The sequence below is a fragment of the Lentilactobacillus curieae genome (assembly GCF_000785105.2).
In the GTDB taxonomy this organism is placed as follows: Bacteria; Bacillota; Bacilli; order Lactobacillales; family Lactobacillaceae; genus Lentilactobacillus; species Lentilactobacillus curieae.
The window spans coordinates 1,130,459-1,156,752 of record NZ_CP018906.1 but is presented as its reverse complement, the minus strand read 5'-3'; the positions used below and the strand labels follow the sequence as shown (position 1 = coordinate 1,156,752).

The window sequence follows — 26,294 nt, the reverse complement described above, 5'->3', positions numbered from 1 at the left end:
ACCAATGAAAATTGCAATCATCGGGGCAGGTCCTCGGGGGATTCTTGTGACCTCCGCCCTATTAAATCAATATAAGCAAAAAACTGATCAAAAAGACCCATTAACCATTAAAATTTATGACCCATACGGGGCTGGTGGTCGGGTTTGGAGAACTGACCAATGGAACGGCCTAGTAATGAACTCCCCAGCTGACCAAGTTACTTTGTTTACTGATAAAACAGTTACCTTATCAAGTAAGGTTTATGATGGTCCATCCCTATTTGAATGGCTAAGAAGTGACGCCGCCAACAAATTTTTAACCAATAACGGTTTCGACTCTGAAATGATTGAAAAGGCGAAGACCATTGCTCCTAACGATTATGCTCCCCGAGTACTTTACGGTGGCTATATCAAGTGGTTCTACCAGGAATTAACTCGCCAAATTCCGCATAACGCTGAAGTGGAAATCATCAAGTCGCAAATCATCAGTTTAGGAACCGAACAAGGTGATCAAGTAAACGTGGTCACTTCTGATAACGAAGAGATTTTTGACAGAGTCGTTATGGCACTTGGTCAGCAAGACAACTACCTCAACGATGAGGAGCAAAAGCTCGCTTCATACGCTGAAGAACATGACTTAAAGTACTTACAACCAACTCATCCCGGCGATGTTAATTTAGATGACCTGCCTGCTGGCGAGCCAATCTTGATTCGTGGATTGAGTCTATCATTCTTGGACTATGCTTCTGAATTAACTTTAGGCCGCGGTGGCCAATACTTTAAAAATGATGACGGGACGTTATTTTACCAACCATCTGGTCGCGAGCCCAAGATTATTGCGGGATCAGGTCACGGCGTTCCTTACTATCCAAAACCAGTTAGTGAAAAGCGTTACGGTGAGATGATCAAGCCTGTCTTCTTGACTGAAGAAAACATCCAAAAGAATCTTGAAGGTGGCAAACTACCATTTGAAAAGTTCATCGACTTAGTAAGATTAGACTTCCAATTCTATTACTATACCTTACTTTTGAATGATAAATATCCATTTGAAATTATCACTGAGTTCAAGCAGAAATTTATTGAGGCTGATGACAAGCAAGCAGTTATCGATAGCTACCACTTCAAAGAAGAAGAATTATTTGATTGGGACTACATTCTTGATCCATTCAAAGATGTAAAAGTAGTTTCAACCACTGATTATCAAAACATCGTGGTTAATTGGCTCAACAACATTGTTGAAGACGCCATGAAGGGGTCAAAAACTGGTCCGCTAACTTCAACTCTCGAACTATTTAGAGACTTTGCCCCAACATTAAGAAAACTGGTTGCTCAAAACGTCTTTTCTAGCGACGAGTACGCGAAGGACTTCCGTGGCCAATTTATTCGTGACCGGAACTTCCTAGCCGTTGGTGGTCCAGCGTTCCGTTCAGCCCAACTATCAGCTCTGATTAGAGCTGGCATCGTGACCGTTATGGCACCAGGGATGCAAGTAAAGGCTGAGGACGGTTGGTTTGTTGCCGGCTCACCAAAACGTAACACCGATACATTCAAGTCTTCCGTATTAATTGAAGCTCGGGTACCAAAGGCCGACATTGAAATTACGGCCAACCCACTACTCGAAGATTTGAAACAAAACGGAATGATTCGTGAATACAAGGTTAAAGTCCGTGATGAAGACGAAGGTCTGGCAGCAGTTGACGTTAACCCAGAATCAGATCAATTACTAACCTCCAACGGGGTTCAGGAATCATCAATCTACATTTGGGGTGTTCCATTGGACGGAATGAGACTGGCAACCACTGCTAGTCCACGCCCAGGAACTAACGATCCTAACTTGCAAACTGCGGATAAACTCGCAGCGGATGTTTTAGGACTAAAGTCTGCAGACGGTGTATTGATGATGTAGTTAAACAATTCTCAATTGAGACTTTAGAGATTACACGCGCAAACAAAAAAGGCAGTGAGACGATAAAAGCATCTATGTGTGCTTTAGTTGTCTCGCTGTCTTTTTATTATGATCTAGTCAATCATTCATCTGTTTTCATGAACGACTTATCCGGTACCCGAATCAAGCTAAAGCGGTTTGCTTGCCGGCCAGCATGTAAACCAATTCCGTTCATAAAGTTCTTCTTGTAGGTGGTGGTAACTGTTCCCACCCAAGCTCGTTGATAACGAACATCAAGATGTTTTAGCCATTCCTTATTCCACTTATAGGCTTCCGCAGAAACATTCAGCGGATTTTTCCCGTAAGAAATCGTGGCATCACTACTATTTACTTCGTACTTTCCACCATCAATGTAGTATGAGTACGTTTGCATTGGTTTTCTCCCACTTGTCTGTGAAACAGTGACATAGTGCGAACGCTCTGCGTATTGTAAAACCAATGGTTTGTATGTATAAGTAGTCTTTACAGCATCTTTATTTAGTTTAGCAACATCTTGGAAAATGGTTGCGTAAGTCATCCCCCACAGTGCCAGCAAAAATACCACTAGCTCGATTGCTGACCTCGTAAAGTTTGGCCAGCTGAATGACTTTTTTTCAGTCACGATCAACTTTAATCGTCGTGACCGCATGTCATGGATCATCCATACTAGATAAATAACCAGAAGGAGCCAAAGGCCCATTCCAACTAAGTTCCAAGCTGATTTCATGGTGTATCTCCTTTTATTGTTAATACGTTTAGTTTACACTATTTATAAATAAATTGGAAAATGATTCTATGGCGATGAAGGTGAAAAAATGTGCACTAGTTTAGCAATCGACACCCTTAATGATCACGTACTAGCAGGCAGGACAATGGACTTTCCGGTCAAAGCTGACTGGAAACCGGTAATAATCTCATCCGCAACCTACCGCACCCCACTGGCAGGTACTCGGAAAATCAAGTACCCATACCTTGGTGGGGGTCGTCTCATTGATAATCAAGATATCCTGGTTGCCGACGGCATCAACACAGAGGGGTTGAGCTGTTCCGAATTAATGTTTCCACTCAAAGCTGACTACCTCAACGAACCGACAGCAGACAAACTAAACCTCACTCCCCAGGACTTCTTGTTCTGGGTACTTGGCGAGCACAAAAGTATCGCTGATGTGTTGGGAAATCTCGATAACATTGCCGTTATTGGTAGAGAATGGCTATCCGGCCACGAAATCTATTCGTTTCACTGGATTCTCGAAGATCCTAGCGGGCAAGTTGCCATCATCGAACCATTGAACAAACGACTCAAAGTGATCACTGACAACATTGGCGTCCTCACGAATTCACCAACTTATGAAAGCCACGTAGAAAATTTAGCAAGTAAACTTAATCTAGCTGAAATCAATAACCACAACTTAACCTCTGCAGCTACCAAACTAGTTGCGGAGCACCGGGTTCCTGAACCAACAAACACGCCTACCACCCGCTTTGTCTATGCAGCTATCACTAAATATGGCAATCCCAAACCCGTTAATGCTCCGGAAGCCTTCGCGCAACTGAGCCAAACTCTCGCAGAGGTAGCCATTCCTTTCAAACCAACAATGAATGACCACCCCAACTTTAACTTTACCCACTACATCTCAGCGTGGGACTGCACTAGTTTAACTTATCAATTCACCGACTGCTTCACTGGCAAGCTGACAGAATACTCATTGCCGGAGGTTCTAGATCAATTTGCAAATCAAGATCGCTTCTTAGTTTAAATACTCGGCGATCTTTTTTTGTACCCCTGATTCAGCATTAGTATACTCGGTAACGTTTGAAACCATCGCCAACAAATCTGGAGCAGCATTCTTCATCGCAAACCCTTCAGCTGCATCATTAACCATCTCAAAATCGTTACCATTGTCACCAAACGCTGCTACATCAGCAAACGTTAATTGCCACTTGCGTAACAATTCTTGCACACCGTTGGCCTTGTTGATATCAAAGTTCATAATGTCGACCCCATTCATTCCACTAGAAACGGCGTTGACTTTATTAGCAAACTGCTGCCTAACTGTACGGGCCATTTGGACAGCATTAGCACCATCGACCATCAAATCAACCTTATAAATCGCATCAAAAATCATGGTTAAATCCCCAACTGACTGGAGATCCTCGTAAAAGTTCTGTGAATCCTTAAACCGGTCAGATTCAGCAGGAAGATTACAGTACGAACCGTTACGACCAGCGAGAATAATCTCTGCTCCTACAAAGTCACGATCAGTCTGTAGGAACTCAATAATTTGGCGGAGCAACAGAGGATCAATGGCATCTTCAAATACAGTAACGCCACGATCATCAATTACGTGCGCCCCGTTATCGCAAACGTAGGCGATTGGCCCAGAATTTTGACTAAACTGTCGTAATGAGTGGGCATACGTATTACTAGTCGCACAAATAAAGTGCATCCCCTTGTCCTTCATTTGATCCAGTTGAGCTTGAAATGCCTCAGTATCGAACTCACTTTGATCATTTAAAAATGTTCCATCCATATCAGAAGCAATGACTTTAACCATGTCGCTTCCTCCTTATTTTTAAAAGTGTAATCAATCTACCTTCAATTCTAACGCATCACAATTAATTAATCGATTGCTAAAAACTAACTATACCTGTATACTGAATGTCGATCATACAACTATCTGGGGTGCCGCAAGGCTGAGATAAAACCCATCGAACCTGATCTGGCTAATACCAGCGAAGGGAGCATAATTCCGTTGTATTTTTTTAATGGATAAACTGCATTTACGATGAATTTTATCAAGGTCCACCCTAGTCAGGGTGGGCCTTTTTGTTTGGCTAGAGTTATCAATTATTCATTTGATTTATACTTGCCAACAAAAGAATTCACTGTAGACCAATCTCCATAGTTTGTATGAAATAAATTTTGGAGGTCTTGTTTCATGGAAAACAAGAAAAAAAGTCCTTGGACTTTGCACAACATTATCCTGGTTGCGCTAATTGCCATCTTTAGCGGAATCATCTTCTGGGGGGCCGGTTTTCTCTATACTGCGCTGACCGTTGCCCTTACCCCACTCGGAATGGCACCATTTGCCAATGATATCCTCATGGGACTCTGGACAATGGCTGGGCCATTAACTGGTTACCTGATCAAAACTCTCGGTTCTGCCTTCTTAGGTGAATTCCTAGGTTCAGCAGTCGAAGTATTTCTTGGTGGCCAATGGGGCGCTGGGGCATTCATCTCTGGTTTAGTTCAAGGAATTGGTTCTGAACTTGGATTTGCCCTAACTGGTTACAAAAAATACGGTTGGTTTGGTTTAAACCTATCCATTTTGACCACAGTTGTGGTTACCTTTGGTTGGGACATCATCAAAAACGGGTACGGTCACTACGCACCACTGATGATTGTGGCACTATTTATTACCCGCTACATCTCAACATTCATCTTTGGTGGCCTACTTACCAAAGCAATCACCAACATGCTTGATAAGAGCCACCTATCAGTATCAACTAATTAGAGGGATTATTAATGGCTGACGTTGCAGTAACTCATTTTAATTTTAAATATCAAGGCGTGGACGACTGGGTTCTTAAAGACCTAAACCTCACCTTCCCTGACGGTGAATTTTCACTATTATCGGGACCATCTGGGAGTGGTAAGACTACGCTGTTGAAGTTCATTGCGAGCCTGTACCCGAACTTTGTGGAAGGTGAATCAACGGGGACCATTGAGTTTTCTGGTCAAGACATCACTAAGGTTTCCCAAAACACCAAGAACCAGCTTGTCGCCATGATGTTTCAAAACCCAAATCAACAGTTTGCTATGGACGTGGTCAAGGATGAACTGGTCTTCGTCCTTGAAAACATCCAAGCTGACCCTGCTAAGATGGACCGCATCATTGATCATGCCCTTGACTTCGTGGGAATCACATCATTGAAGAACCGAAAGATCAGCACCCTTTCCGGTGGGCAAAAGCAACGAGTGGCACTCGCCAGCATTATTGCCATGGACGCTGACGTGATTGTTCTCGATGAGCCATTTGCCAGCATTGATTTTGATACTCGGACGGACCTGATCAATAAGTTAAAACAGCTTCAAACAACATTCGGGAAGACAATTATTTTAGCCGACCACGATTTGAGCAACTATCAAGGGTTAATCGACAACTTCTTTTATCTGGATCCAGCTACCCGTCAGATTTCTAAGCTAGACACCGATTCTGCCAACGCGTTTTTCCAAAGATTCGCTGAAAACCAAATCGAAGAAATCCCGGTAAGCATGCCAACTGGACAGGATAACAACATCCTTTACCTGAATGACTTCAAACTGGATCCCCATAAAGAAACATTGTTGCAACTGGGAGAATTTAATTTTTATCAACAAAAAACGACCCTGATCACCGGCGAAAACGGAATTGGAAAGTCGACTTTATTCTCAGCCCTGACAAAGCTACTGCCTTATGAAGGCGCAGTTTTCTTTCAGGGAAAGAACATCAAAAAAATTAGGGCACTAACTTACGCAAAAAGCGTCAGCCTATTATTTCAAGACGCAGAAAATCAATTCTTGGCAATTACTATCCAAGAAGAACTTGAACTATCAAAACAGCACCGAATTACCGCTGACTATTCTGACGAACAAATTGATCAGATGGTTAGTGAACTGGGGCTCGCAGACAGAATGGACCAAGTTGTCTATTCCCTGAGCGAGGGTCAGAAAAAGAAACTCCAGATTTTGGAAATGCTAATTATGAATCCACCAGTTTTATTGCTTGATGAACCGTTTAAGGGATTAGACTACGAGTCACTGAGAACCATCGTTAAGTTTTTGATAGCAGCCAAAAATGAGCATGGGCAAACTCAGATTCTAATTTCGCACCAATTTGCGGGCATCACAGACTTGGTGGACTATCACGCCAATTTTAGCAACCAAACTTTGGAGTACCAGGAGGTATTGAAATGAATCCTGGTTTAAAACTCCTTTTAGTAGTAATTATTGCGCTAGAAATATCGTTCACCACCAGCTTGATCGTCAACCTGGTTCTAATCGGGTTTAGTATCATCTACCTGTTGATCCATCACATTAGTTTCAAGCAGTTCATGGGACTAATCTTGTGGCCATTTTTCCCCGCCTTCGGGCTATTTATCTCACAATGGTTCTATGGTGATGCAGGAATTTACTTTGCGACGATCCTGTTAACGCGGATTTACGCATATGTATTTATCGGGGCAACATTCACAATTACCACCGAATTCGTTGATCTGGCCCTCACTCTGGAGCAAGACTTTGCTTTACCTTCAAAATTTGCTTACGGAGTGTTGGCAGCATTCAACCTGATTCCAAAGATTCGGCAAGAAGTTCAAACGATTAAAACAGCGGCGCTAATGCGAGGAACAGTACTTCACTTTTGGTCGCCACAACTTTACTTCAAGGCAATCTTGGCATCAATTCAGTGGTCGCAAAATCTAGCGGAGGCAATGACCTCCCATGGATTCGTAGAAGATCAACCACGGACTCACTACCGCGTAATCAAAATCACAGCCTGGGACTGGATTTTCTTTATTGGCGGTCTAGTGATTGTAAACGTGATGTTGTTTGTGATCAAGCTGTAAATAATCGGGGCAATCAGAACGGTTTCAACAACTGAAACTAGTCTGGTTGCCTTTTTTATATAAACCAATAGCGCTATCTTTGTTCATTCCAATCTTTTGTTCTATACTTTTAATAACAATTATTTTAAAGAGGGTGGAGTTTATGCGTGCCAACAAATTTGCATTTGCGTTTGGAATTTTTGCCGTAGTGGTTGGAATTATTTTTGATGTGTTTTCATTATTCTTAAAGTTAGGCACCAACGATAGTGCCACCGGAATTCTTTGGGGAAGCATTATCATCGTGGTGGGATTGGTATTTCTATCAATCGATCACAGCCACATTCGTTACGCTTCCCTGGCGGTCGTGGGAATCGGAATTTTCTACTACTTTTTAGTACAGACTCACTATAATTACATAACTAGTATTTTCGTCGCAGTATTGATTATTGCCATCATTGAATTCGGTCTGCGCTATCGTTAAGAGTCATTCTCAGCAAGATTATTATTTATTGTTATAATTAAGATATAAACAAAAGCAACGGAGGAATTCCAATGGCAAATGAATTTAGCAGTTTAGCTGAAGAAATCATCAATTATCAGAAGAAGCACGAAATGCCGGACACTCAGTTGGCTTTCAGCTTGCACATTACAGTTGAACGACTCCACAACATCAAGTCGATGGAATCTGAACCAACCCCTGAAGAAAGCACAATTATTCAAAAGTTTATTAGATAGTAAAAAGGACGCCTCATTAAAAATTTGAGGACGTCCGATTTTTTTGCCGTTTTTTAAGAAGAACACAAAACGCAATTACGTATACTAATGCTAGCACTACGCCAAAAACAACGCTTGATTGAAATGCTAGGTAAAGCCCAACTAATGGGAATACCGAAATTGCTAACCCAATTGCGACGGCAATTAAGCCGATTGCCAAGTTTTGAACTGTCATAAGCACCAACCTTAAGCTGAAATTATCGCCAAAGCGATTACATAAAATAAGTCTGGACTAAAAGTGTGAAATTTCTGTGATAAACTTCTGAATTGTTAGTGATGATTCAGTGATAGAGGATTGCAGAGTCTTAGATATCCAACTTATGATCTTTAAAATAGTACTCTCGGTCACGTTCACCAATTTCGCGAATTACTTTACATGGGGAACCAAATGCGACCACATCAGCTGGGATATCCTTAGTAACTACGCTGCCTGCCCCAATTACTGTATTGTCTCCAATCGTTACCCCTGGGCAAACCACTACATTAGCTCCCAGCCAAACATTTTTTCCAATGTGAATCGGAAAATCGTACTGATACCCTTCCATCCGCAAATCTGGTCTGATTGGGTGGCCAGCAGTTGCCAGCGTTACATTCGGACCAATCATCGTTCGGTCACCAATATAAATATCCGTATCGTCAGTTAACGTCAGGTTGAAGTTAGCATAAACTCCCATCCCAAGGTGAACGTTATGACCACCAAAGTTAGCGAAGAACGGCGTTTCAATATAACAATGTTCACCGACCTCCGCAAACATTTCCTTTAGCATGGCACTCTTCTTTTCTTGGTCGGAAGGTTTAATTTGATTGTATTCAAATACTTGGTCTAAATATTCTGGTTGTTTTTCAGTTACCTCCGGATCAGTTGCTAAGTATACTAGGTGTTTTGCTTTCCGTTCAGCGTTATTCATATAATTGCCTCCCTATTTTTCTTATGGTTTAAGGATAACAGATTAGAATGTGAATTTATTATGAAGAATATTTGTCCATTTTCTACAAAGTGTGATTTTATTCTGAAACAATTGTGAACTTCCCCAATTGCCCCTAATCTATGTGGTATTCTATTTAATACGCAAAAAGACAGATAGGAGGACCTGATGAGGATTTTAAAACAAGCTACCACGGATATTGCGGATGTTTTATCCAGTCACGAACTGAAGTGGCTTTACCGAATATCATTACCTTTGCTTGCCATATCGGTTCTCGCAATGCTTTACCCACCACTCGGCAACTTTACCGATGAAATTTTCTTTGGCTTAACTCTATGGGTTTCAGGGTTGATATTGGTATCGCTGTGTAAACACAATATCAATATAATCGTTTCAATAATTGTTGCCTTAGTTGGCTTCTCAGCAGGATTTTCATTAATTGTACTGACGGTAGTGGGAACGATTGTGAATAGTTAGTTATAAATAGAAAGGGCATGAGCCATAAAGCATCCTCATATGCTTTATGGCTCATGCCCTTTTCTTACTTAGTAATATACACATACAACGTCGTTGTTGAATAACCAATACTGAAGTTAACCCCATGCGACTTAAGTACGTTAGTTGTAGTTTGATTTTTGTTTTTACCGTTAGCCTGCTTTTGGAAATCACTAAGAATCTTCTTAGCGTCAGCACCCACGGAATCAGCTAAGATTGAAAAACTAGTTACAAAGCTTTTGGCTTTTTTTACAGTCTTTAAATCTTTAACTGGAACCATTAAAGCTAACCCAATTGTCTTGCCATCACTCACATTGCCACGAATGGTCATGTGCTTAGTCTTAATTAGGTCGCTAACCCCATTTTTTGCCTTAGTAGGCAACTTGGTGTCTTTAACCTTTGAGTTAGCCACTGCAAGCGCCTTTTTAACCTTTGCAGAGTCGGCCTTAAGTGATGCCGCCTGTTTCATAAGTGCTTGTCCCTTAGTAGCTTGGACTTGTGGCGAAGCTTGTTTTAACTTAGCCTGCTCTTTTTTAAGGGCAGCACCTTTAGCTGAAAGTTCACCAGCTAATTTTTGATCTTGTTTTGATAACGCACTTCCAGCCAAAGACTGGTTGTACTTTGAACTAATTGTTGAGTAGTTACCCAATGCCGGAATTTTTGAAACCCGAACATCTTTGCTGAGTTTACCCGTCTTAATAGTAACGGTTTGCACCTTATCCTTTGCTGGGACAGTGAATGCAAATGCACCACTCTTGGTCTTAACTGACTTAGTAGCTGCCCCATCAATTTGGTAATTAACCGTCTTTTGGTTACTCTGTCCCTTGATGACTGCCGCTAGTCCATCTGGATCAACGTGTTTATCGTTAACACTTAGATTTGCCTTTCCGCATCCCGCCAGAATAATTCCAAGGAACACTACGGCAATCATTAGTACCTTTCGCTTCATCGTGATCCTCCTATCCTAACTGAACGTTTCCAGAAAATTGTGAGTTGTAAAGATCGGCATAGAACCCATCTTGAGCCATCAACTCATCGTGAGTTCCTGTTTCAATAACTGAACCATGGTTCATCACGATAATGTTATCAGCGTTTTGAATCGTAGAAAGTCTGTGAGCAACCACAAAACTCGTCCGGTTCTTGAGCAATTGACTCATCGCGTGTTGAATCTGAACTTCTGTCCGTGTATCAACCGAACTAGTTGCCTCATCCAAAATCAAAATCTCTGGATCGGCCACAAACGCTCTGGCAATCGTCAATAGTTGGCGTTGCCCTTGGGAAATGTTTGATGCTTCTTCATTCAAAATTGTGTCGTAACCATCCGGTAGCTTACGAACAAATTCGTCCACGTGAGCTGCCTTAGCTGCTGCAATAATTTCATCATGAGTAGCATCTTCACGACCATACTTGATGTTGTCGTAAATCGTTCCCGTAAATAGCCAAGTATCCTGAAGCACCATAGCAAAGTGAGAACGCAAATCCTCACGGTCAAGATCACGAGTATCCTTACCGTTTAGGAGAATTGCCCCGCCCTTTACATCATAGAAACGCTCGAGCAAGTTGATAATCGTTGTCTTACCAGCACCGGTAGGTCCAACAATGGCAACTTGCTGCCCTGGTTTAACTTCGAGGTTGTAATCAGTCATTAGAAGGTCATTGTCACTATAACCGAATTGGACGTGATCCAACTCAATTAAGTTGTCAGTGCTTTCTTTAACTGGTCGATTCTCGTTAGTTTCCTTCATCTCTTCTTCGTCAATCACTTCAAATACTCGCTCAGCAGATGCCACGGTTGATTGAATCGTGTTCATCAAGTTAGCAAGTTGTTGAATTGGTTGAGAGAATTGGTTGGTGTATTGCAAGAAAGCCTGAACGTTACCAAGAGTGATGTTACCGTTAGAAACTCCGATTCCACCAACGATAGCAACGAATACGTAGCCAATGTTGTTTAAGAACATCATTAACGGCATGATAATTCCTGAAATAAACTGAGCTTTCCAAGCTGCCTTATAGTAATTTTCGTTTTGAACTTCAAACTGGTCGATCATGTCTTGTTCTTTATTAAAACTCTTCAAAACAATGTGACCGGCATAGTTTTCTTCAACTTGGTCGTTGATCAGTCCTAAACTCTTCTGTTGAGCAGCAAAGTATTTTTGTGACCGTGGGGCAACGATTCCCACGATTATCAAACTCAGCGGAATAGTGATCAGAGCAATCAGGGTTAATTTCCAACTGATTGTGAACATCATCCATAGAGTCCCGATAAACGTAACAAAACTAGTAACTGCTTGGGTTAAACTTTGCTGTAAAGTCCCAGCAATGTTATCCATATCATTAACAGCCCGGCTCATAATGTCACCATTATTGTGGGTATCATAGTAGCTGATTGGTACTAGTCTCAGCTTACCCTTCATGTTTCGTCTCAACCGGTATACGGTCTTTTGAGAAATCCGGGTCATGATGTACTGTTGCAAGAAACTGAATAGAGCTGATGCAAGGTACATCACTAAAACAATGATGATAATTTGCATAATCTTTGAATAGTTGATTGGCAGCCCACCAACGTTAAATCCAGCCTTTTGTTGAGCAGTCCCCTTCATCACGCCTTTAAAAATTTCAGTAGTTGCTTCACCCAAAATCTTTGGTGTCCGAATTTGGAAAATTACACTGATAATTGCAAAGGCGAATACCATGACGAGACCAACCCAACGATCAGACATGTAACCTAAAAGTCGTTTGGTTGTTCCCCAGAAATTCTTTGGCTTTTCGACTAGGCCACCATGGCCGTGTCCACCACGAGGACCGCCTCCTGGTCTAGCAGTTTGCGTTGGCCGAGTATTTGACTTGTTATCACTCATTTGGAAGGGCCCCCTCTCTGAGTTGTGACTTGATGATTTCTTTATAAACTTCGCAGCTATCCTTGAGTTCTTCATGGGTTCCCTTACCAACTAGTTTACCGTTGTCGAGAACCAGGATAACGTCTGCATCAGCAACTGTTGCAATTCGTTGTGCAACGATCACTGTAATGCTTTGTTGGATGTGACTATCTTGTTTCAATGCAGCCCGCAATTCAGCATCCGTCTTAAAATCAAGCGCTGAGAACGAGTCATCAAAAACATATACAGAGGCACGTTTAACCAACGCTCTAGCAATGGCTAACCGTTGACGTTGACCACCAGAGAAGTTACCACCGCCCTGTTCAACGTGAAGGTCTAATCCAGCGGGATCTTCCTTAACGAAGTCAGTGGCTTTGGCAATGTCTAAAGCGTGCCAAAGGTCTTCGTCAGTAGCCTTGTCATTACCATATAGCAAATTTTCTCTCAATGTTCCAGTAAACAAAGTTGCAGTTTGTGGAACCAATGCAACAGCATCTCTTAGTGCCTTAAGATCCAACTTATCGATGTTGGTTCCATCAAGGCTGATTTCACCAGATTCAATATCATAGAATCGAGGAATCAAGTTGACTAAGGTACTCTTACCAGAACCAGTACCACCAATAATGGCAACAGTTTGGCCACTAGTTGCTTGAAAGTCGATGTCATCCAAAGCCAACATCTCAGCACCACGATAACGGTAGTCAACGTGGTCAAATTTCAGTTCATGCTTAGTAGCTTCTGGTAAAGTAGTTGGGTTGTTTTCTTCTTTAATAGTTGATTCTTGGTTAAATACTTCTTGGATTCGCTTGGCTGAAGCTTGTGCTCTTGGGATAAAGATGAACACCATTGAAAGCATCATAAAACTCATCAGGATTTGCATTGCGTATGTCATGAAGGCAATCAGATTACCAACTTCCATCGCTTGGTTACCAATTAATCCAGAACCAAACCAAATAATAGCAACGTTAGTTCCACTCATAATCAAGGTCATCACTGGGAAGGCTAAGGCCATAATCGTGTTTACCTTGATTGCGTTATTCGTATAGTCAACGTTAGCATCTTCGAAGCGATCCTGTTCGCGTTGGTCTTGTCTAAATGCCCGGATAACCCGAACCCCGGTCAACCCCTCACGGAATACCCGGTTGATCTTATCGGTCTTCGTCTGCATTGCTTGAAACAGTGGAACAGCAAAGTACAGTAACAATCCAATAAAAATCAACATAACCGGCACAACGACCAAGAAAACCATCGTTAATTGGTGGTCCTTTGAGTATGCTAGGAAGCTAGCCCCTACCAACATAATCGGTGCCATCAACATCATCCGTAGCATAATAATCGCCACGTTTTGAATCTGCACCACATCGTTGGTGGTTCTGGTAATCAATGAAGAAGTTTCAATTTGATCAAACTCATCGTTTGAAAAGTTGATAACCTTCTTATAAATATCACTACGTAAATTCTGGCCAAGTTTTTGTGACGTTCTTGATGCCAAGAATACGTTACAAATAGCTGCCACAATACTGAGCAATGAAAAGCCGACCATTTCAAACCCGACTTTCCAAATATATCCAAGATTTCCCTTTGCAACACCATTATTAACGATGTCGGAAGTTAAACTCGGCAGGTTAAGGTTAGAAATAACCTGAACGACCATAAATAAGATCGCACCGAGAACTGCCCAATAGGAAATCCGCCCCTTGGCAATTTTTAGCATGTTAAAACTCCTTTCGCACGCACAATCGTAAATTGATTAAACCACTGTATTATTTGTGAACACAGTCGGTTATTGTACACTTATTTGACAAGAAAAAAAACCGTTTTTTGGACAAAATGCAAAAAAAGTTTGGTACCTAACGATTATGTAAAAAAAAGAGGTAACAAAATGCCTATTCAACGGCATTTTGTTACCTCATCTAAGATTATTGTTTATAAACATCGTTGCGACCCATAAATAGCATTAGCCATCTAACTGCCAAACTAAGTAAAAAATCAGTAACCAGCTTAACGCCACAACTACAACCACGACTAGAACTACGCGGATCCGATTGGTATCATTGATAAACATATCAACCAGACCACCTAAAATTGGCTGGTGAAATAATAAATCGACTGGCACCAAAATTACGTTTAGCCCCAAAACAAGAATTAACCAGTTGAGGACATCCTTGGCTGCTCGTTTTACAATAGTCGAATTGTTTTTCACCGATTTCACCTACTTTTTTGACTTAAAGAGTCGCTCCCACCAAGAAGGCTTTGAAGACTCTTTTTTGTACCGCTTCATACCTTCAGCATAGGGATTCATCATCAACCGGTTCATCCCTGAAGTTTCACTTTTTAATCGCTTACCACAATTTGGACAAATTTCGTAATCTTTATCTAACTTAAACCCACAATATGGGCAAAATGCTTTTGGTTCATTTTCCATTATCTTTACCTACTTTGTTGCTTGGACTGGTTTCGTTGTCGCCGTTTTTCCGCTTCAACAGCGTCTTCTGCTGCAGCCTTCTGTTGGCGAGCCTGTTCACGTTGAGCTTTCTGTTCGTCTTCTTTATCCATTTCGATTTTCAGGAGACTCATCCGGTACTTCAAAAAGTTCCAAGCACCAACTACCAATAATGCTGCCAAGATTGAGTATGGAAATGTCCACCAGGCAAAGTACGTACCGTTTGGGTTAATTGCAGGGCCGAAAAAATTGTAAGCTGCCATTAATACACCGATCATAATCACAACCTGTAAGGTGTCCTTGATCCATTTTGGTAACTTAAACTGCTTTTTTTGAGCCATGTGCAAATCCCCCTAATCAATATGATTTTCTAATAAGAATGCCTTGTAATAATCGAAGGCCATTTCCTTAATCTCCTCGAGTCCAACGGTTCGTTTAACGCTATTGGTAACTTCGTCGAAGTCTAGTAACCAGATTACTAGGCTCCCAGTTCTCTGGTCAATGGCATTTGGAAATCCAATGACGTCAGTGCCGTCAACCAGTTCGAACCTAATCAACTTATGATGCTTAATCGATTGGTCGATTAAATAAGTCAACAAATTATCATTATCATCAAACGCGCGCTGGTCATTTAAGCCAGGAAGAACGAATTTACCACCGACCCGGTTGTTAGTCACGAAATTTTTCATGACTTTAAGGTAGTCAGAATCAAGCACCACTTTGGCAACGTCGTCATAACGCATCCAAACGTAACCACCGAAACGGCCACTCATATCAACGACCTGCATGACAAACTCGACAGGATTAGCAGAAATAATCGTTCCTACATAGAAGTACTTCCGGTCATCCGTTGTAGTGATGATGGAGAAGCCACCGTTATCCCTTAGTTTCATTATTTCATCCGGGATTTGTTCTGACGAAGTTACTTCAACTGGAGAAATATGGTCTTCTTCGCGGATGATTGGTAGGGAGTCTCCAAGCAGTACAAGTTCGCTACCTGAAAACTCAATTCCCACAATGTCACTCAAGTCAATTAACTTCAGCTCTGATTTTTCAAAGTTGAATTTATCGATCGTCCGGAAACTGATTGTACCACCCGAATACTTCTCAATCAGCCCTTCTGAGTATTTGAGCTGATTATCCTCTAAAGTAACAATCAACCCCATCGAATTGGTATTTTGCAGGTTAGTGATCACCCGTTCGAATAAGTTGTCAGACATATTGATTGGCATATCAACATCTTCATCAAGCAACACTCGGTTAGCTTCATCAAAAGCGATTCTGTCCTTCATGTTAGCCAAATCATAACTATCAGTTTCTACCTGAGCAATAATCGCTAGCTTTAAGTAAACCGAGCCATCCTGAATTCCAAAGTCATTATAAGTGTTCATAATCAGATCATTCGAACTAAGGTACTGGATTGTTCCGGTGTACACAATATCCGTATGCTTTTGGTAAACGTTGATCAGCATTTCATCGATTTGGGCTGACCTTAGTGTTTCATACATTTCTATCAAAATATCCCTCTAACTTAATTATTAAGAAACTGCGTTATTTACAAAGTCAACTAGCTCTTGACCACGCTTGCCGGCACTCAAGCCAACTAGCAATTTAATTCTTGCCTTTTGACCGTTAAGTCCCTTGCACAGGATTATGCCCATCCGTTTTAGTTGGATGCCACCACCCTCGTAGTCATAAATATCCTGAGCAACGCCATTATAACATCTTGAAACTAAAACAATGGGAATGTCGTTGTCGAGCAGTTGTTGCACGGCTGGCAAGGTTTCTGGAGGTAGATTACCTGCACCCAAGCCTTCAATTACTAAGCCACGAGTCGTTGGCTGATTGATGGCTTCAAACAAAGTTCCATCCATTCCAGCGTAAGCCTTCAAAAGAAACACGTGGTCCAATACTTTATCAATTTCAACCGCTTCGGTTTCAATCAATTCTTGGAAATAGTTTGCCCCTCGCTGAGTGACGATTCCAATTGGTCCAAATGTTGGCGTTCTGAATGTGGCCACATTAGTAGTGTGAGTTTTGGTTACATATCTTGCGGTATGAATCTCATCGTTCATCACAACTAAGACACCCTTGCCATATGACTCATCAGCTGCAGCCACCTTAATTGCACTTTGGAAGTTGTAAAGACCATCTGAACCAATTTCGTTTGATGACCGCATTGCCCCAGTTAACACAACGGGGATAGTATTAGGCAACGTCAAATCAAGAAAGTATGCCGTTTCTTCTAGCGTATCAGTTCCATGAGTAATGACAACTCCGTCAATTCCATCGGCCATCGCCTTCTTAATGCGGGCGTTTATTTTCATCATCACACCAGGGTTTACGTGGGGTGAAGGTAAGTTAAACATTTCGTCAGTGATCAGGTTGATTTTCCCGTTTAAAATCACTTCTTGTTCTGCGATTGGGTTTTCGTCGTTTTGGACAACCTCACCGTCTTCATTTTGTGACATTGAAATTGTGCCACCTGTGTGAATTGCTAAAATAGTTTTCATTGTTCTAAACCTCTCAGACTGTTAATCTATCTCATTGTACCGTAAAATATAATAAGATACTTTATTTTTTAAAGAGGAATTCAAATGACCGATTCAGAACGTTATTATCAACCTAATAATTCAAAAGATGCCATGCGGCAAATTGAAAAACTATTTAATCAGTACAAGGACGCACCACTAACTCAAGAATTGGTGGACTACCACCAAAATCTGATTACCCAGCTTGATACCGATATCCGCAAAGCTGCCAAGGATGAAGGAATCCCTGAAAGAATTGCCGCCGTTGATTCGATGATCACCGCGATGCAGAAATGGGTGTCAATTCGCCTATCCGGTCAATCCTATAACGGTAAGATGGAGCATTTTAAGTATGTTGCTAATGGCTCCAAACCAAAATTTAAGCGAAGAATTCATAAGATGAAGGGATCCACTGGTCACAGATCATCCCGCCACTAAACATTTAACTCAAGTAATTCACACATAGTATGGAGGAATTCCGATTGGAAAAAGCAATCGTTGAACTAAAAGGAGTCCGCAAGCAGTACGATGACGGCTTTGTGGCTCTAAAAAACATTAATTTTAAACTAAAACAAGGTGAGTTCTACACCCTGCTTGGCCCATCCGGTTGCGGAAAAACCACAATTTTACGGTCAATTGCAGGGTTCACCGAAGTATCATCCGGGGAAGTTTTGTTTGATGGTAAACGAATCAACGACATTCCCGCAAACAAACGCCAACTTAACACCGTATTTCAGGATTATGCTCTTTTTCCAAACATGAACGTGTACGAAAACGTTGCGTTTGGCCTAGTCGTCTCAAACGTTCCTAAGGATGAAATTCAAGATCGGGTGGTTTCTGCCCTTAAGTTAGTCCAGCTGGAACAGTATGCCGACCGTGAAATCTCTGAGCTTTCTGGTGGTCAACAACAACGAATTGCGATTGCCAGAGCCATTGTCAAGCAACCTAAGGTGTTGCTCTTAGATGAGCCGTTATCTGCTTTAGATGCCAAGCTGAGAAAGGACATGCAGTATGAACTACGTGACCTTCAACAACGGCTAGGAATCACATTCTTATTCGTTACCCACGATCAAGAAGAAGCACTCGCCATGTCTGACGAAATTTTTGTCATGAACAAGGGTGAAATCCTCCAGCAAGGATCTCCTGTCGACATTTACGACGAGCCAATTAACCACTTTGTAGCTGACTTTATTGGCGAAAGTAACATCATTCCTGGGACGATGATCGAAGATTACAGAGTCGAATTCTTAGGTCACACGTTTGAATGCTCAGATGCAGGAATGCGGCCAAACGAACCAGTTGAAGTAGTGATTCGTCCTGAAGACTTGGTCATTACATCTCCTGAAAATGGAAAGCTCCAAGTTAAGGTTAGCACCCAACTATTCAGAGGCGACTACTATGAAATCCTTGCTTACGATAAGGATGATAACGAATGGTTAATTCATTCAACTAACGCCACTGAAGATGACAAGATTGTCGGTCTTAGCTTTGGCCCTCACGATATGCACGTTATGCGATTTAACGAAACTGAAGCTAACTTTGATAAACGGCTAGACACTTATGAGGATGAGAGGTGAGCTCATGAACAAGAAAATTAGCGGGGCATTTTACGCCCCTTACGTTTTATGGCTGATTTTGTTTGTGATTTCGCCTGTTGCCTTGATATTTTATTACTCGTTTTTCAACGTTGCTCACCAATTTACCCTGGACAACTACAAAACGTTCTTTGAATCAGGGACGTACTTGACGATGACAGCCAATTCAGTGCTGTACGCATTTTTAATCACCCTGATTGCACTGCTGATCAGCTACCCAATGGCCTACTACATTAGTAAACTAAAGCACAGAAATCTCTGGATATTGTTGGTAATTCTGCCAACCTGGATCAACCTGCTACTCAAGGCATACGCCTTCATTGGCCTGCTAAGTCACGATGGGATGGTCAACAACATTTCACAGTGGCTAGGACTTGGCATTCACAACATGCTGTTTACCAACACCAGTTTTATCTTAGTTGCAGCTTACATCCAGATTCCGTTCATGATTTTGCCAATTTATAATTCACTGCTAGACATCAATGATTCTTACATTCGGGCAAGTCATGACCTGGGAGCTACAGCCTACCAAACTTTTACTAAGGTAATTCTGCCACTTACTAAACCCGGGATTCAGTCGGGTGTTCAAATCGTTTTTATTCCATCGTTATCACTTTTCATGCTTTCAAGGTTGATTGGTGGAAATAAAATCATCACTCTAGGTACAGCAGTTGAGGAACATTTTTTGACCACAATGAACTGGGGAATGGGTTCCACAATCGGTGTTGTACTGATCATTTCGATGGCGATCGTAATGTTCTTCACTGGTAACCGTAGGAAACGAAGGGGGCCGATGAAATGACATCTAAAACATCAAAATTTGGTAAGTTTTACTTAGTGTTTATCTTTTTGTTGCTGTATATCCCAATTATTTACTTAATTATGTACTCGTTTTCCAAGGGAACGACGATGAACAACTTCCAAGGGTTTACCCTTAAACACTACGGAACCCTGTTCAATGACAAACGCATGCTAGCAATATTTTTAAACACGATTTTAATCGCCTTGCTTTCATCTTTGATTTCAACAATCATCGGAACCATTGGTGCATTCAATATCAGCAATGCTAAACGGAAGCGGACAAAGCAAATGTTACTGTCACTCAACAGTATTCTGCTTGTATCTCCGGACGTCATTATCGGTGCTAGCTTCTTGATTTTCTTTACTGCCTTGAGCGTGCCGCTGGGATTCTGGTCAGTGTTGCTTAGCCACATTGCCTTTGAAATTCCAATCGTCTTGCTCATGGTGTTGCCAAGGCTTAACGAAATGAGTCCATCACTAATCAACGCTGCTAAAGATTTAGGAGCATCATCAACCCAAATCTTGTCAGACATCGTAATTCCGTTCATCCAACCCGGAATTATTTCTGGGTTCTTCATGGCCATCACGTACTCATTAGACGACTTTGCGGTTACCTTTTTCGTGACTGGTAACGGGTTTACAACGCTCTCTGTAGAAATTTACTCACGAGCTCGGCAAGGAATTGACCTAGAAATTAATGCGCTATCCGGAATTATGTTTGTCTTCTCATTAGTACTGGTAGTGGTTTATTACTTCATTGAAAGTCATAATCGCAGCCGGTCAACTAAGAAGAAGCGAAGAACGGGGGCGACTGAACGATGAAACGATTATTGATGGTCGCCGGAGCCATTATCCTCATTTGCTTGGGGTTAGCTTACGGTAGTAACGAATTACAAAAATCTGCTGGGGACACCGGTAGCAAAGTCCTTAACCTCTACAACTGGGGTGACTATATTGACCCTGCATTGATTTCCAAGTTTCAAAAAGAAACCGGTTATCACGTTAACGTTGAAACGTTTGATAGTAACGAAGCCATGTACACCAAGGTGCAGCAAGGCGGTACCAACTACGACATCACGGTACCTAGTGACTATATGGTCGGCAAAATGAAGGAAAGCCATCTACTGTTGCCTCTAAATAAGACTAGATTAACTGGTATGGACAACTATGGTCAGGCCTACCTTAACAAGAGTTTCGATCGCGGTAACAAGTATTCCCTTCCCTACTTCTGGGGAACGTTAGGAATTATTTATAACGATAAATATGTTAAACCTTGCGAGGTCCAACATTGGAACCAGTTATGGAACAAAAAATTTAAAAACCAATTGATGCTGATTGATTCTGCACGAGATATTATGGGAATGACTTTGATTTCACAGGGACACTCTGTAAATACGACAAATAACCAAGAATTACTTGCAGCGAAGAAAAAATTAATTCGGTTAGCACCAAACGTAAAGGCAGTCGTCGCTGATGAAATTAAAATGTACATGGCTGACGGAGAAGCACCATTGGCCGTGGACTGGTCTGGTGAAGCTGCTGAAATGATGAGTCAGAATTCTCACCTGCACTACATCGTTCCAACTGAGGGAAGTAACATGTGGTTTGATAACTTAGTAATTCCCAAGACGGCTAAACACTTCACCGCAATCTACAAGTTTCTTAACTTCATGTCACGTCCGGAAAATGCGGCGCAGAATGCTGAGTATATTGGTTACTCAACACCAAACACAGCCGCTTATAAATTGTTACCCAAGTCCATTAGAGACGATAAACAATTTTATCCAGACCAGCAAGTAATCAAACGTCTCCAAGTCTATAAGAATCTTAGTCAGCAAAAAGTTGAACAGTACAATGATTTGTACTTAGAGTTCAAAATGCATCACTAGTTGGCAAAACTAGTCTAAAAAGTTTACACTAATATTGAGGTGAACGTAATGGCAAAGAAAAACGTACGTCAAGAAATTATTCTTGATATGGATCAATTTTTGATCACTTACGCAGCAACGATTCTCAACCCAAATGACAACCTTTCACAAATCGTTTCTGATGCCGCAAAAGGCGATATCAACAAGCTCGACGATTTATTCAAAGACAATGGCTTTGGGCGAATAAATAAATTTTATAACGTTGGGGTCGGTTCACTCAGAAATAACAACCTTGGAATCTCTGAAGAAGACCTCAAACAAAAGGCAGACCAGCTTGCAAAAGATGCAATCAACTACTTAGGTAGTAACTCAGCCTTCTTCGAAAAGTGGAGAACTGACTAGGTTCTAGTCAACAATAGCGCCAAAGTAAAATCCAAGTCTTAGTCATGATTGACTGAAACTTGGATTTTTTGTTCTATAATCTTAGTTACAGATACAAAATAAGAACTTCATGTTATAAACATTAACATATGATTAAATTTTTCTTCATTTTGCACTCATTAAGGAGTAATCTTAATGGTAACAAATCAGATTGGTGGGTGATTTTATGAAGAAGTGGAAAGTTTTTCTATCCACGATAATTTTCTCATTTTTAGTCTTATTTTGTCTGAACATTAGTGCAAGGAGTGATACCGTCAACGATATGCAATCCGACTTTTCTCAGGCCGCAGCAAAATACCAAGTTCCAGAACCAATTCTCATGTCAGTAGCTTACAGCGAAACTGTTTGGAATAACCATAACTTTCAACCAAGCATGAACGGTGGCTACGGAGTTATGCATCTTACAGATGCAAAGGGATTAGGTGACAGCACCAATTCAAGTGCGCTGGAAACAGCAGTCACAGCCGCCAATCTAAGTGGTGAAAGTTTAGCAGACGTTAAGTCAGATGACGCTGCGAACATCAACGCTGGTGCCGCATTGTTGGCTAAATACCAGAAAGATCTTGGCCTTCCACTTAGTTCCGATATTAATCAGTGGTATGGCGCAGTCGCTAAATACAGTCAAAACACTGAGCAAAGTGCCGCTGAACAATTTGCAAACCATGTGTATTCAACAATTAAATCAGGAACTAGCGAAAAGTTCGCTGATGGTTCTACCCTCACTTTGTCAAAACAAGCAATTGATCCCGACGTTACTCAAATTACCAAACTTAATTTACAAAACAACACTACTAAGGATCCTAATTACCCAAGTAGTTTGAACGTTCAATATATTCCAGCTGCCCATTCTGCCTTCGATGATAAGGGCGACTACGGAAATTACGACCGTTCTAACCGAACACAAAATGGTCTTGATGTTCGCTACATCGTTATTCACAATACCGAAACCACTTATGAGGACGCCTTAAAGTTGTTCCAAGGCCAAAGTTACGCTGCCGCTAACTTCCTCGTCCGTTCAAATGACGGTCAAATCGCTGAAATTATCCGCCCAGAGAACGTGGCTTGGCATGCTGGTAACTGGTACGTGAACTCCCATTCGGTCGGCATCGAGCATGAAGGCTTTGCAGTCCATGGTGGTAAGTGGTTCACTGAACCTATGTATGAACAATCAGCAAAATTAGTTAAGTTATTAGCCAAACGTTACAACGTTCCTTTAGATAGAGAACACATTATTGGCCACGATAACGTGCCTGGTTTGGAAGCTAAGGACCAAGCAGGAATGCACTGGGATCCAGGTGCATACTGGAATTGGAACCATTACTTCAAACTTCTTGGAGTTGATTTAAATAAACCAGCCAAAAAGAAGAGTGATGTGGTAACGATTACGCCAAACCCTAAGTACAGTTTGAAAGGTAAAACTGAAAAGCTAACATACAACGGCGATGAGCTAACCAAGACCGGGACAAACTTTGTTTACCTTCACCAATCACCTTCATTTAGCTCTAAATTTATCACTAACGCCAACTTCAAGGCGGGTAAGTCAGGAACAACCGAGGAGCCTGATTGGTCAGACAAAGCTGTATATGGCCAACAATTTGTCAAAGCCGGACAAAAGGGCGACTGGACCGCAATTTACTATGACGGTAAAAAGGCCTGGTTCTACAATCCCCGTGATAAGAATGTCACCAACGCATCCGGAACTGTGATCACTGCAAAAAACAGTACTGCTGACGTCTTTGGCGGTGCCTACCCTTCTGCAGCCGAGTTAAATAATCACGGATTTAAGAGTGCCGCACTTAAACCATTCGCAAAGCTCAAGCAGGGTCAAAAGTACGTTGTTGGCGGTATTTATACGGCCGATTACTATAACTCGACCTTAAATGATGAAACTGAAGAACAATACTTTACTGGTAAAGAACATTATGTTCAAATTCAGTTCAATCACCGAATTGCCTTCGTAAAACAAAGTGAAGTTGAATTCACTAAATAAGTAAAAACCGCAAAATGTTGATAATACAACATTTTGTGGTTTTTTTGCATATTTCAACCTCCCACTGTGTTTGCGAGTCATTATTCACTAATTTTATACACTGATTTGATATAATATAGGTGGAGGATGAAACCCCTATTGTCCTCCAATATCGACTTAATGCATTGCATCTACACGATTAATCTTATGCATCTAGGGAGGGCCATCTGCTAGGCCCTCTCGTTTTAAACTAATCAGTGGAAACGACTTTTCATAGTTTCCACTGATTTTCATTTAGGCTTATTTTTTGACCATCTTCTTGTAATCCAGTTAACATGTTACCGAAATATCTATTTAAGCTTGACTTAAGTTGCAGTTGATAATCTGTACTCAAGTTAAAGGCACATCACTTAACAAAATTTCGATGTTGACTAGAATGGAATTTGGGTGATTTTTCACCCTTTCTGAAAATGAAGGTGATCGGAAACAGTATGCTTAAAAAGAGAATTGAATGGATTGATATCGCAAAGGCAATCGGAATTATTGCTGTTGTCTTTGGCCACGCTTTAGTCAGTGGCACTACCAGCCAAATAATTTACTGGTGGCACATGCCCTTTTTCTTCATCCTAGCGGGCTTTTTCTTAAAGCCAATTAGTCTGAAAAAAATCACGGCATTTTTTAACAAAAAAATCAAAACCGACTTGATAATTTACTTCATGACCGGAATTATCATGATCTTGTTGTTTGGATTACTCCACAACAAGGACTTCCACTACCTAATCGACACGCTACCTAAGCTCTTGATTGGTGGGCGGACACTAAACAATTACACTAGCACATTCTGGTTTATCAACGTTTACCTACTTTCAATCACTGCTGTCACATTGTTGATAACACTGGTTAAGAATCGGTGGTGGCAACTTGGAATCGTAACCGCTGGGATTCTGGTCGGTGCTTCTTATGGCCAGGTTCCATTCCAAATTTCTGGGTACACAATGTTACCTTGGAATCTCGATGGAGTTCTAATCGCTGCATTTTACACCTACATTGGTTACTTATTCTTCCACACCAATTGGAAGTGGATTCAAAAACCCGCTGCAATTGCCGGATTAACTAGTTTAGCGACGTTGTTCATCGCGCTTAGATTAGCTACGGATTTCCGGTTTAAGTTCTCGATGAAGTCTCACATGATTGAATCATCAATTCCGCAGCTTAACGGGCTGCTAATCATTGTGGTTCCATTGGTTCTTTCGTTTGCAATAATGGGAATCTCAGTATTAATTGCTAAAATACCCCGATTAACTTTATTGCCACTAATCGGTCGCCACACGATGATCATTATGTACCTCCACAAAGCTATTTTAGATATTTGTGGAATGGCTAACATCAATAACATTGTTGTTTCATCACTAATTGCAATCGCAGTGCCATTGATGATAACTACGCTTGTCAATCAAAGACAAACAACTGTATATCTGCAAACAGCTTAAAAATTGAAGAAGCCAGGCAGGACGAAATTGAATTCGTTCTGTCTGGCTTCTTTTATTAGTCTATTTAGCCATCTTCGTTCTGCTCAGCATACGACTCCAAGAAGCAAGCCAATAAATAATGAAGAAAAGCCCCAACCACAGTAACCCATTCTCTGAAAACAATGAATGAATAAAACTTGTTACATCCACTGCAGACGCAGAAAGTCCGTAAACAATCCACATAGTGACCGATAAGATCATCGATTGAAACAGCGTGATTTTTCCAGCCCGCCACTTGAATCCTTTCAACTCATCTTCCGATAGTTCCTGCGTTGTGATTCCTAACTTTTTGAACGTTGGGGTAACGTACCATCCCAGCAAGAGTAAAATAAACATAAAATTTAAGAAAAGGTACAACATTCCCCAGTTATGATCTAATAATGTCCCAGTAAATCCGATAAAAAAGATTCCTGATACGATTAAGAATCCCAACAGTGCCAAGAAACAATTGTTTCCGACCCGATCAATTTGACTTCTTTTGTACTCGTCCAATGAACCGGGAATCCCAAATATAAAACAGATCAACCGGTCACGAAAGCTTTGCTTACTCTTCAAAA

General features: G+C 41.3%; 29 protein-coding genes and 1 riboswitch. Of the genes, 16 read left to right on the top strand and 13 right to left on the bottom strand.

Annotated features, from left to right (window positions below; all coding sequences use genetic code 11):
• The first annotated feature begins 4 nt into the window (after window positions 1-4).
• Window positions 5-1,885, top strand: coding sequence for an FAD/NAD(P)-binding protein (locus PL11_RS05470; RefSeq protein ID WP_035167865.1), 1,881 nt, complete (start codon window positions 5-7; stop codon window positions 1,883-1,885).
• Between the two features lie 121 nt (window positions 1,886-2,006).
• On the opposite strand, the gene PL11_RS05465 is transcribed toward PL11_RS05470, so the two are convergent.
• Window positions 2,007-2,630, bottom strand: a complete 624-nt coding sequence (locus PL11_RS05465; RefSeq protein WP_035167864.1) for an LVIS_2131 family protein — start codon at window positions 2,628-2,630, stop codon at window positions 2,007-2,009.
• A gap of 88 nt (window positions 2,631-2,718) precedes the next feature.
• Here PL11_RS05465 and PL11_RS05460 point away from each other — a divergent pair, with 88 nt between their 5' ends.
• Entirely contained in the window at window positions 2,719-3,660 is a 942-nt protein-coding gene (locus tag PL11_RS05460) for a linear amide C-N hydrolase (protein WP_035167863.1), read from the top strand.
• Here PL11_RS05460 and PL11_RS05455 read toward each other — a convergent pair.
• A complete protein-coding gene (locus PL11_RS05455; protein WP_035167862.1) occupies window positions 3,652-4,458 on the bottom strand; it encodes a Cof-type HAD-IIB family hydrolase in 807 nt (268 codons plus the stop codon). The two genes, PL11_RS05460 and PL11_RS05455, sit on opposite strands and share 9 nt — an antisense overlap.
• A 114-nt stretch (window positions 4,459-4,572) precedes the next feature.
• A riboswitch (TPP riboswitch) is annotated at window positions 4,573-4,663 on the top strand.
• A 179-nt stretch (window positions 4,664-4,842) separates the two neighbouring features.
• Between PL11_RS05455 and PL11_RS05450 the strand changes: the two genes are divergently transcribed.
• The 5 genes from PL11_RS05450 to PL11_RS05430 all read left to right on the top strand — a co-directional run bounded on the left by PL11_RS05450 (window position 4,843) and on the right by PL11_RS05430 (window position 8,224).
• Window positions 4,843-5,418, top strand: a complete 576-nt coding sequence (locus tag PL11_RS05450; protein WP_035167861.1) for an ECF transporter S component — start codon at window positions 4,843-4,845, stop codon at window positions 5,416-5,418.
• Window positions 5,419-5,429: 11 nt separating this feature from the next.
• A complete protein-coding gene (locus tag PL11_RS05445; RefSeq protein ID WP_035167860.1) occupies window positions 5,430-6,860 on the top strand; it encodes an ABC transporter ATP-binding protein in 1,431 nt (476 codons plus the stop codon).
• A complete protein-coding gene (locus PL11_RS05440; protein WP_035167859.1) occupies window positions 6,857-7,510 on the top strand; it encodes an energy-coupling factor transporter transmembrane component T family protein in 654 nt (217 codons plus the stop codon). The genes PL11_RS05445 and PL11_RS05440 overlap by 4 nt, the downstream gene beginning before the upstream one ends.
• Window positions 7,511-7,652: 142 nt before the next feature.
• A complete protein-coding gene (locus PL11_RS05435) occupies window positions 7,653-7,970 on the top strand; it encodes a hypothetical protein (RefSeq protein WP_035167858.1) in 318 nt (105 codons plus the stop codon).
• 71 nt (window positions 7,971-8,041) lie between these two features.
• Window positions 8,042-8,224 (top strand): LBP_cg2779 family protein, encoded by a 183-nt coding sequence (locus PL11_RS05430; RefSeq protein WP_035167857.1) that lies wholly within the window; start codon window positions 8,042-8,044, stop codon window positions 8,222-8,224.
• A 16-nt stretch (window positions 8,225-8,240) separates the two neighbouring features.
• Here the strand turns inward: PL11_RS05430 and PL11_RS05425 are convergent, their stop codons facing one another.
• Together PL11_RS05425 and PL11_RS05420 are read right to left on the bottom strand one after the other, a co-directional pair.
• Complete coding sequence (locus tag PL11_RS05425; protein WP_035167856.1) at window positions 8,241-8,438, bottom strand: hypothetical protein; 198 nt, start codon at window positions 8,436-8,438, stop codon at window positions 8,241-8,243.
• A 130-nt stretch (window positions 8,439-8,568) separates the two neighbouring features.
• On the bottom strand, window positions 8,569-9,171 hold the full coding sequence (locus PL11_RS05420; protein ID WP_035167855.1) for a sugar O-acetyltransferase: 603 nt from the start codon (window positions 9,169-9,171) through the stop codon (window positions 8,569-8,571).
• A gap of 186 nt (window positions 9,172-9,357) precedes the next feature.
• Here PL11_RS05420 and PL11_RS05415 point away from each other — a divergent pair, with 186 nt between their 5' ends.
• Window positions 9,358-9,666 carry a hypothetical protein gene (locus PL11_RS05415; RefSeq protein ID WP_035167854.1) on the top strand — a complete coding sequence of 103 codons (309 nt, stop codon included), beginning with the start codon at window positions 9,358-9,360 and terminating at the stop codon, window positions 9,664-9,666.
• 64 nt (window positions 9,667-9,730) lie between these two features.
• Here the strand turns inward: PL11_RS05415 and PL11_RS05410 are convergent, their stop codons facing one another.
• The 8 genes from PL11_RS05410 to PL11_RS05375 all read right to left on the bottom strand — a co-directional run bounded on the left by PL11_RS05410 (window position 9,731) and on the right by PL11_RS05375 (window position 17,516).
• Complete coding sequence (locus PL11_RS05410) at window positions 9,731-10,633, bottom strand: hypothetical protein (protein WP_035167853.1); 903 nt, start codon at window positions 10,631-10,633, stop codon at window positions 9,731-9,733.
• 10 nt (window positions 10,634-10,643) lie between these two features.
• The gene (locus PL11_RS05405) at window positions 10,644-12,542 is read right to left on the bottom strand and encodes an ABC transporter ATP-binding protein (RefSeq protein ID WP_035167852.1); all 1,899 of its coding nucleotides are present in this window, start codon (window positions 12,540-12,542) and stop codon (window positions 10,644-10,646) included.
• A complete protein-coding gene (locus PL11_RS05400; RefSeq protein WP_035167851.1) occupies window positions 12,535-14,274 on the bottom strand; it encodes an ABC transporter ATP-binding protein in 1,740 nt (579 codons plus the stop codon). Before PL11_RS05400 ends, PL11_RS05405 begins: the two co-directional genes overlap by 8 nt.
• A gap of 243 nt (window positions 14,275-14,517) precedes the next feature.
• Complete coding sequence (locus tag PL11_RS05395) at window positions 14,518-14,763, bottom strand: hypothetical protein (RefSeq protein WP_035167850.1); 246 nt, start codon at window positions 14,761-14,763, stop codon at window positions 14,518-14,520.
• Window positions 14,764-14,772: 9 nt separating this feature from the next.
• On the bottom strand, window positions 14,773-14,985 hold the full coding sequence (locus tag PL11_RS05390) for a zinc ribbon domain-containing protein (RefSeq protein ID WP_035167849.1): 213 nt from the start codon (window positions 14,983-14,985) through the stop codon (window positions 14,773-14,775).
• A gap of 5 nt (window positions 14,986-14,990) precedes the next feature.
• Window positions 14,991-15,344, bottom strand: a complete 354-nt coding sequence (locus PL11_RS05385; RefSeq protein WP_035167848.1) for a hypothetical protein — start codon at window positions 15,342-15,344, stop codon at window positions 14,991-14,993.
• Between the two features lie 12 nt (window positions 15,345-15,356).
• Complete coding sequence (locus PL11_RS05380; protein WP_035168349.1) at window positions 15,357-16,511, bottom strand: hypothetical protein; 1,155 nt, start codon at window positions 16,509-16,511, stop codon at window positions 15,357-15,359.
• A 30-nt stretch (window positions 16,512-16,541) separates the two neighbouring features.
• The gene (locus PL11_RS05375) at window positions 16,542-17,516 is read right to left on the bottom strand and encodes an asparaginase (RefSeq protein WP_035167847.1); all 975 of its coding nucleotides are present in this window, start codon (window positions 17,514-17,516) and stop codon (window positions 16,542-16,544) included.
• Between the two features lie 84 nt (window positions 17,517-17,600).
• Between PL11_RS05375 and PL11_RS05370 the strand changes: the two genes are divergently transcribed.
• The 8 genes from PL11_RS05370 to PL11_RS05335 all read left to right on the top strand — a co-directional run bounded on the left by PL11_RS05370 (window position 17,601) and on the right by PL11_RS05335 (window position 25,698).
• Window positions 17,601-17,972 carry a hypothetical protein gene (locus PL11_RS05370; RefSeq protein WP_035167846.1) on the top strand — a complete coding sequence of 124 codons (372 nt, stop codon included), beginning with the start codon at window positions 17,601-17,603 and terminating at the stop codon, window positions 17,970-17,972.
• Window positions 17,973-18,016: 44 nt separating this feature from the next.
• The gene (locus tag PL11_RS05365) at window positions 18,017-19,111 is read left to right on the top strand and encodes an ABC transporter ATP-binding protein (RefSeq protein ID WP_078256928.1); all 1,095 of its coding nucleotides are present in this window, start codon (window positions 18,017-18,019) and stop codon (window positions 19,109-19,111) included.
• Between the two features lie 4 nt (window positions 19,112-19,115).
• Complete coding sequence (locus PL11_RS05360; protein WP_035167844.1) at window positions 19,116-19,931, top strand: ABC transporter permease; 816 nt, start codon at window positions 19,116-19,118, stop codon at window positions 19,929-19,931.
• A complete protein-coding gene (locus tag PL11_RS05355; protein WP_035167843.1) occupies window positions 19,928-20,752 on the top strand; it encodes an ABC transporter permease in 825 nt (274 codons plus the stop codon). Before PL11_RS05360 ends, PL11_RS05355 begins: the two co-directional genes overlap by 4 nt.
• A complete protein-coding gene (locus PL11_RS05350; RefSeq protein WP_035167842.1) occupies window positions 20,749-21,819 on the top strand; it encodes an ABC transporter substrate-binding protein in 1,071 nt (356 codons plus the stop codon). Before PL11_RS05355 ends, PL11_RS05350 begins: the two co-directional genes overlap by 4 nt.
• A 48-nt stretch (window positions 21,820-21,867) precedes the next feature.
• On the top strand, window positions 21,868-22,200 hold the full coding sequence (locus tag PL11_RS05345) for a hypothetical protein (RefSeq protein WP_035167841.1): 333 nt from the start codon (window positions 21,868-21,870) through the stop codon (window positions 22,198-22,200).
• A 205-nt stretch (window positions 22,201-22,405) separates the two neighbouring features.
• Window positions 22,406-24,229, top strand: coding sequence for an N-acetylmuramoyl-L-alanine amidase (locus tag PL11_RS05340; RefSeq protein WP_078256927.1), 1,824 nt, complete (start codon window positions 22,406-22,408; stop codon window positions 24,227-24,229).
• 449 nt (window positions 24,230-24,678) lie between these two features.
• Window positions 24,679-25,698, top strand: a complete 1,020-nt coding sequence (locus PL11_RS05335; protein ID WP_335621928.1) for an acyltransferase family protein — start codon at window positions 24,679-24,681, stop codon at window positions 25,696-25,698.
• A gap of 60 nt (window positions 25,699-25,758) precedes the next feature.
• On the opposite strand, the gene PL11_RS05330 is transcribed toward PL11_RS05335, so the two are convergent.
• Window positions 25,759-26,292 carry a DUF3278 domain-containing protein gene (locus tag PL11_RS05330; RefSeq protein WP_035167839.1) on the bottom strand — a complete coding sequence of 178 codons (534 nt, stop codon included), beginning with the start codon at window positions 26,290-26,292 and terminating at the stop codon, window positions 25,759-25,761.
• Window positions 26,293-26,294 lie beyond the last annotated feature (2 nt).

Coding starts and splice junctions, on each gene's coding strand:
- PL11_RS05470 (WP_035167865.1), top strand. CDS start 5: ATGAAAATTGCAATCATCGGGGCAGGTCCTCGGGGGATTCTTGTGACC.
- PL11_RS05465 (WP_035167864.1), bottom strand. CDS start 2,630: ATGAAATCAGCTTGGAACTTAGTTGGAATGGGCCTTTGGCTCCTTCTG.
- PL11_RS05460 (WP_035167863.1), top strand. CDS start 2,719: ATGTGCACTAGTTTAGCAATCGACACCCTTAATGATCACGTACTAGCA.
- PL11_RS05455 (WP_035167862.1), bottom strand. CDS start 4,458: ATGGTTAAAGTCATTGCTTCTGATATGGATGGAACATTTTTAAATGAT.
- PL11_RS05450 (WP_035167861.1), top strand. CDS start 4,843: ATGGAAAACAAGAAAAAAAGTCCTTGGACTTTGCACAACATTATCCTG.
- PL11_RS05445 (WP_035167860.1), top strand. CDS start 5,430: ATGGCTGACGTTGCAGTAACTCATTTTAATTTTAAATATCAAGGCGTG.
- PL11_RS05440 (WP_035167859.1), top strand. CDS start 6,857: ATGAATCCTGGTTTAAAACTCCTTTTAGTAGTAATTATTGCGCTAGAA.
- PL11_RS05435 (WP_035167858.1), top strand. CDS start 7,653: ATGCGTGCCAACAAATTTGCATTTGCGTTTGGAATTTTTGCCGTAGTG.
- PL11_RS05430 (WP_035167857.1), top strand. CDS start 8,042: ATGGCAAATGAATTTAGCAGTTTAGCTGAAGAAATCATCAATTATCAG.
- PL11_RS05425 (WP_035167856.1), bottom strand. CDS start 8,438: ATGACAGTTCAAAACTTGGCAATCGGCTTAATTGCCGTCGCAATTGGG.
- PL11_RS05420 (WP_035167855.1), bottom strand. CDS start 9,171: ATGAATAACGCTGAACGGAAAGCAAAACACCTAGTATACTTAGCAACT.
- PL11_RS05415 (WP_035167854.1), top strand. CDS start 9,358: ATGAGGATTTTAAAACAAGCTACCACGGATATTGCGGATGTTTTATCC.
- PL11_RS05410 (WP_035167853.1), bottom strand. CDS start 10,633: ATGAAGCGAAAGGTACTAATGATTGCCGTAGTGTTCCTTGGAATTATT.
- PL11_RS05405 (WP_035167852.1), bottom strand. CDS start 12,542: ATGAGTGATAACAAGTCAAATACTCGGCCAACGCAAACTGCTAGACCA.
- PL11_RS05400 (WP_035167851.1), bottom strand. CDS start 14,274: ATGCTAAAAATTGCCAAGGGGCGGATTTCCTATTGGGCAGTTCTCGGT.
- PL11_RS05390 (WP_035167849.1), bottom strand. CDS start 14,985: ATGGAAAATGAACCAAAAGCATTTTGCCCATATTGTGGGTTTAAGTTA.
- PL11_RS05385 (WP_035167848.1), bottom strand. CDS start 15,344: ATGGCTCAAAAAAAGCAGTTTAAGTTACCAAAATGGATCAAGGACACC.
- PL11_RS05380 (WP_035168349.1), bottom strand. CDS start 16,511: ATGTATGAAACACTAAGGTCAGCCCAAATCGATGAAATGCTGATCAAC.
- PL11_RS05375 (WP_035167847.1), bottom strand. CDS start 17,516: ATGAAAACTATTTTAGCAATTCACACAGGTGGCACAATTTCAATGTCA.
- PL11_RS05370 (WP_035167846.1), top strand. CDS start 17,601: ATGACCGATTCAGAACGTTATTATCAACCTAATAATTCAAAAGATGCC.
- PL11_RS05360 (WP_035167844.1), top strand. CDS start 19,116: ATGAACAAGAAAATTAGCGGGGCATTTTACGCCCCTTACGTTTTATGG.
- PL11_RS05355 (WP_035167843.1), top strand. CDS start 19,928: ATGACATCTAAAACATCAAAATTTGGTAAGTTTTACTTAGTGTTTATC.
- PL11_RS05350 (WP_035167842.1), top strand. CDS start 20,749: ATGAAACGATTATTGATGGTCGCCGGAGCCATTATCCTCATTTGCTTG.
- PL11_RS05345 (WP_035167841.1), top strand. CDS start 21,868: ATGGCAAAGAAAAACGTACGTCAAGAAATTATTCTTGATATGGATCAA.
- PL11_RS05340 (WP_078256927.1), top strand. CDS start 22,406: ATGAAGAAGTGGAAAGTTTTTCTATCCACGATAATTTTCTCATTTTTA.
- PL11_RS05335 (WP_335621928.1), top strand. CDS start 24,679: ATGAAGGTGATCGGAAACAGTATGCTTAAAAAGAGAATTGAATGGATT.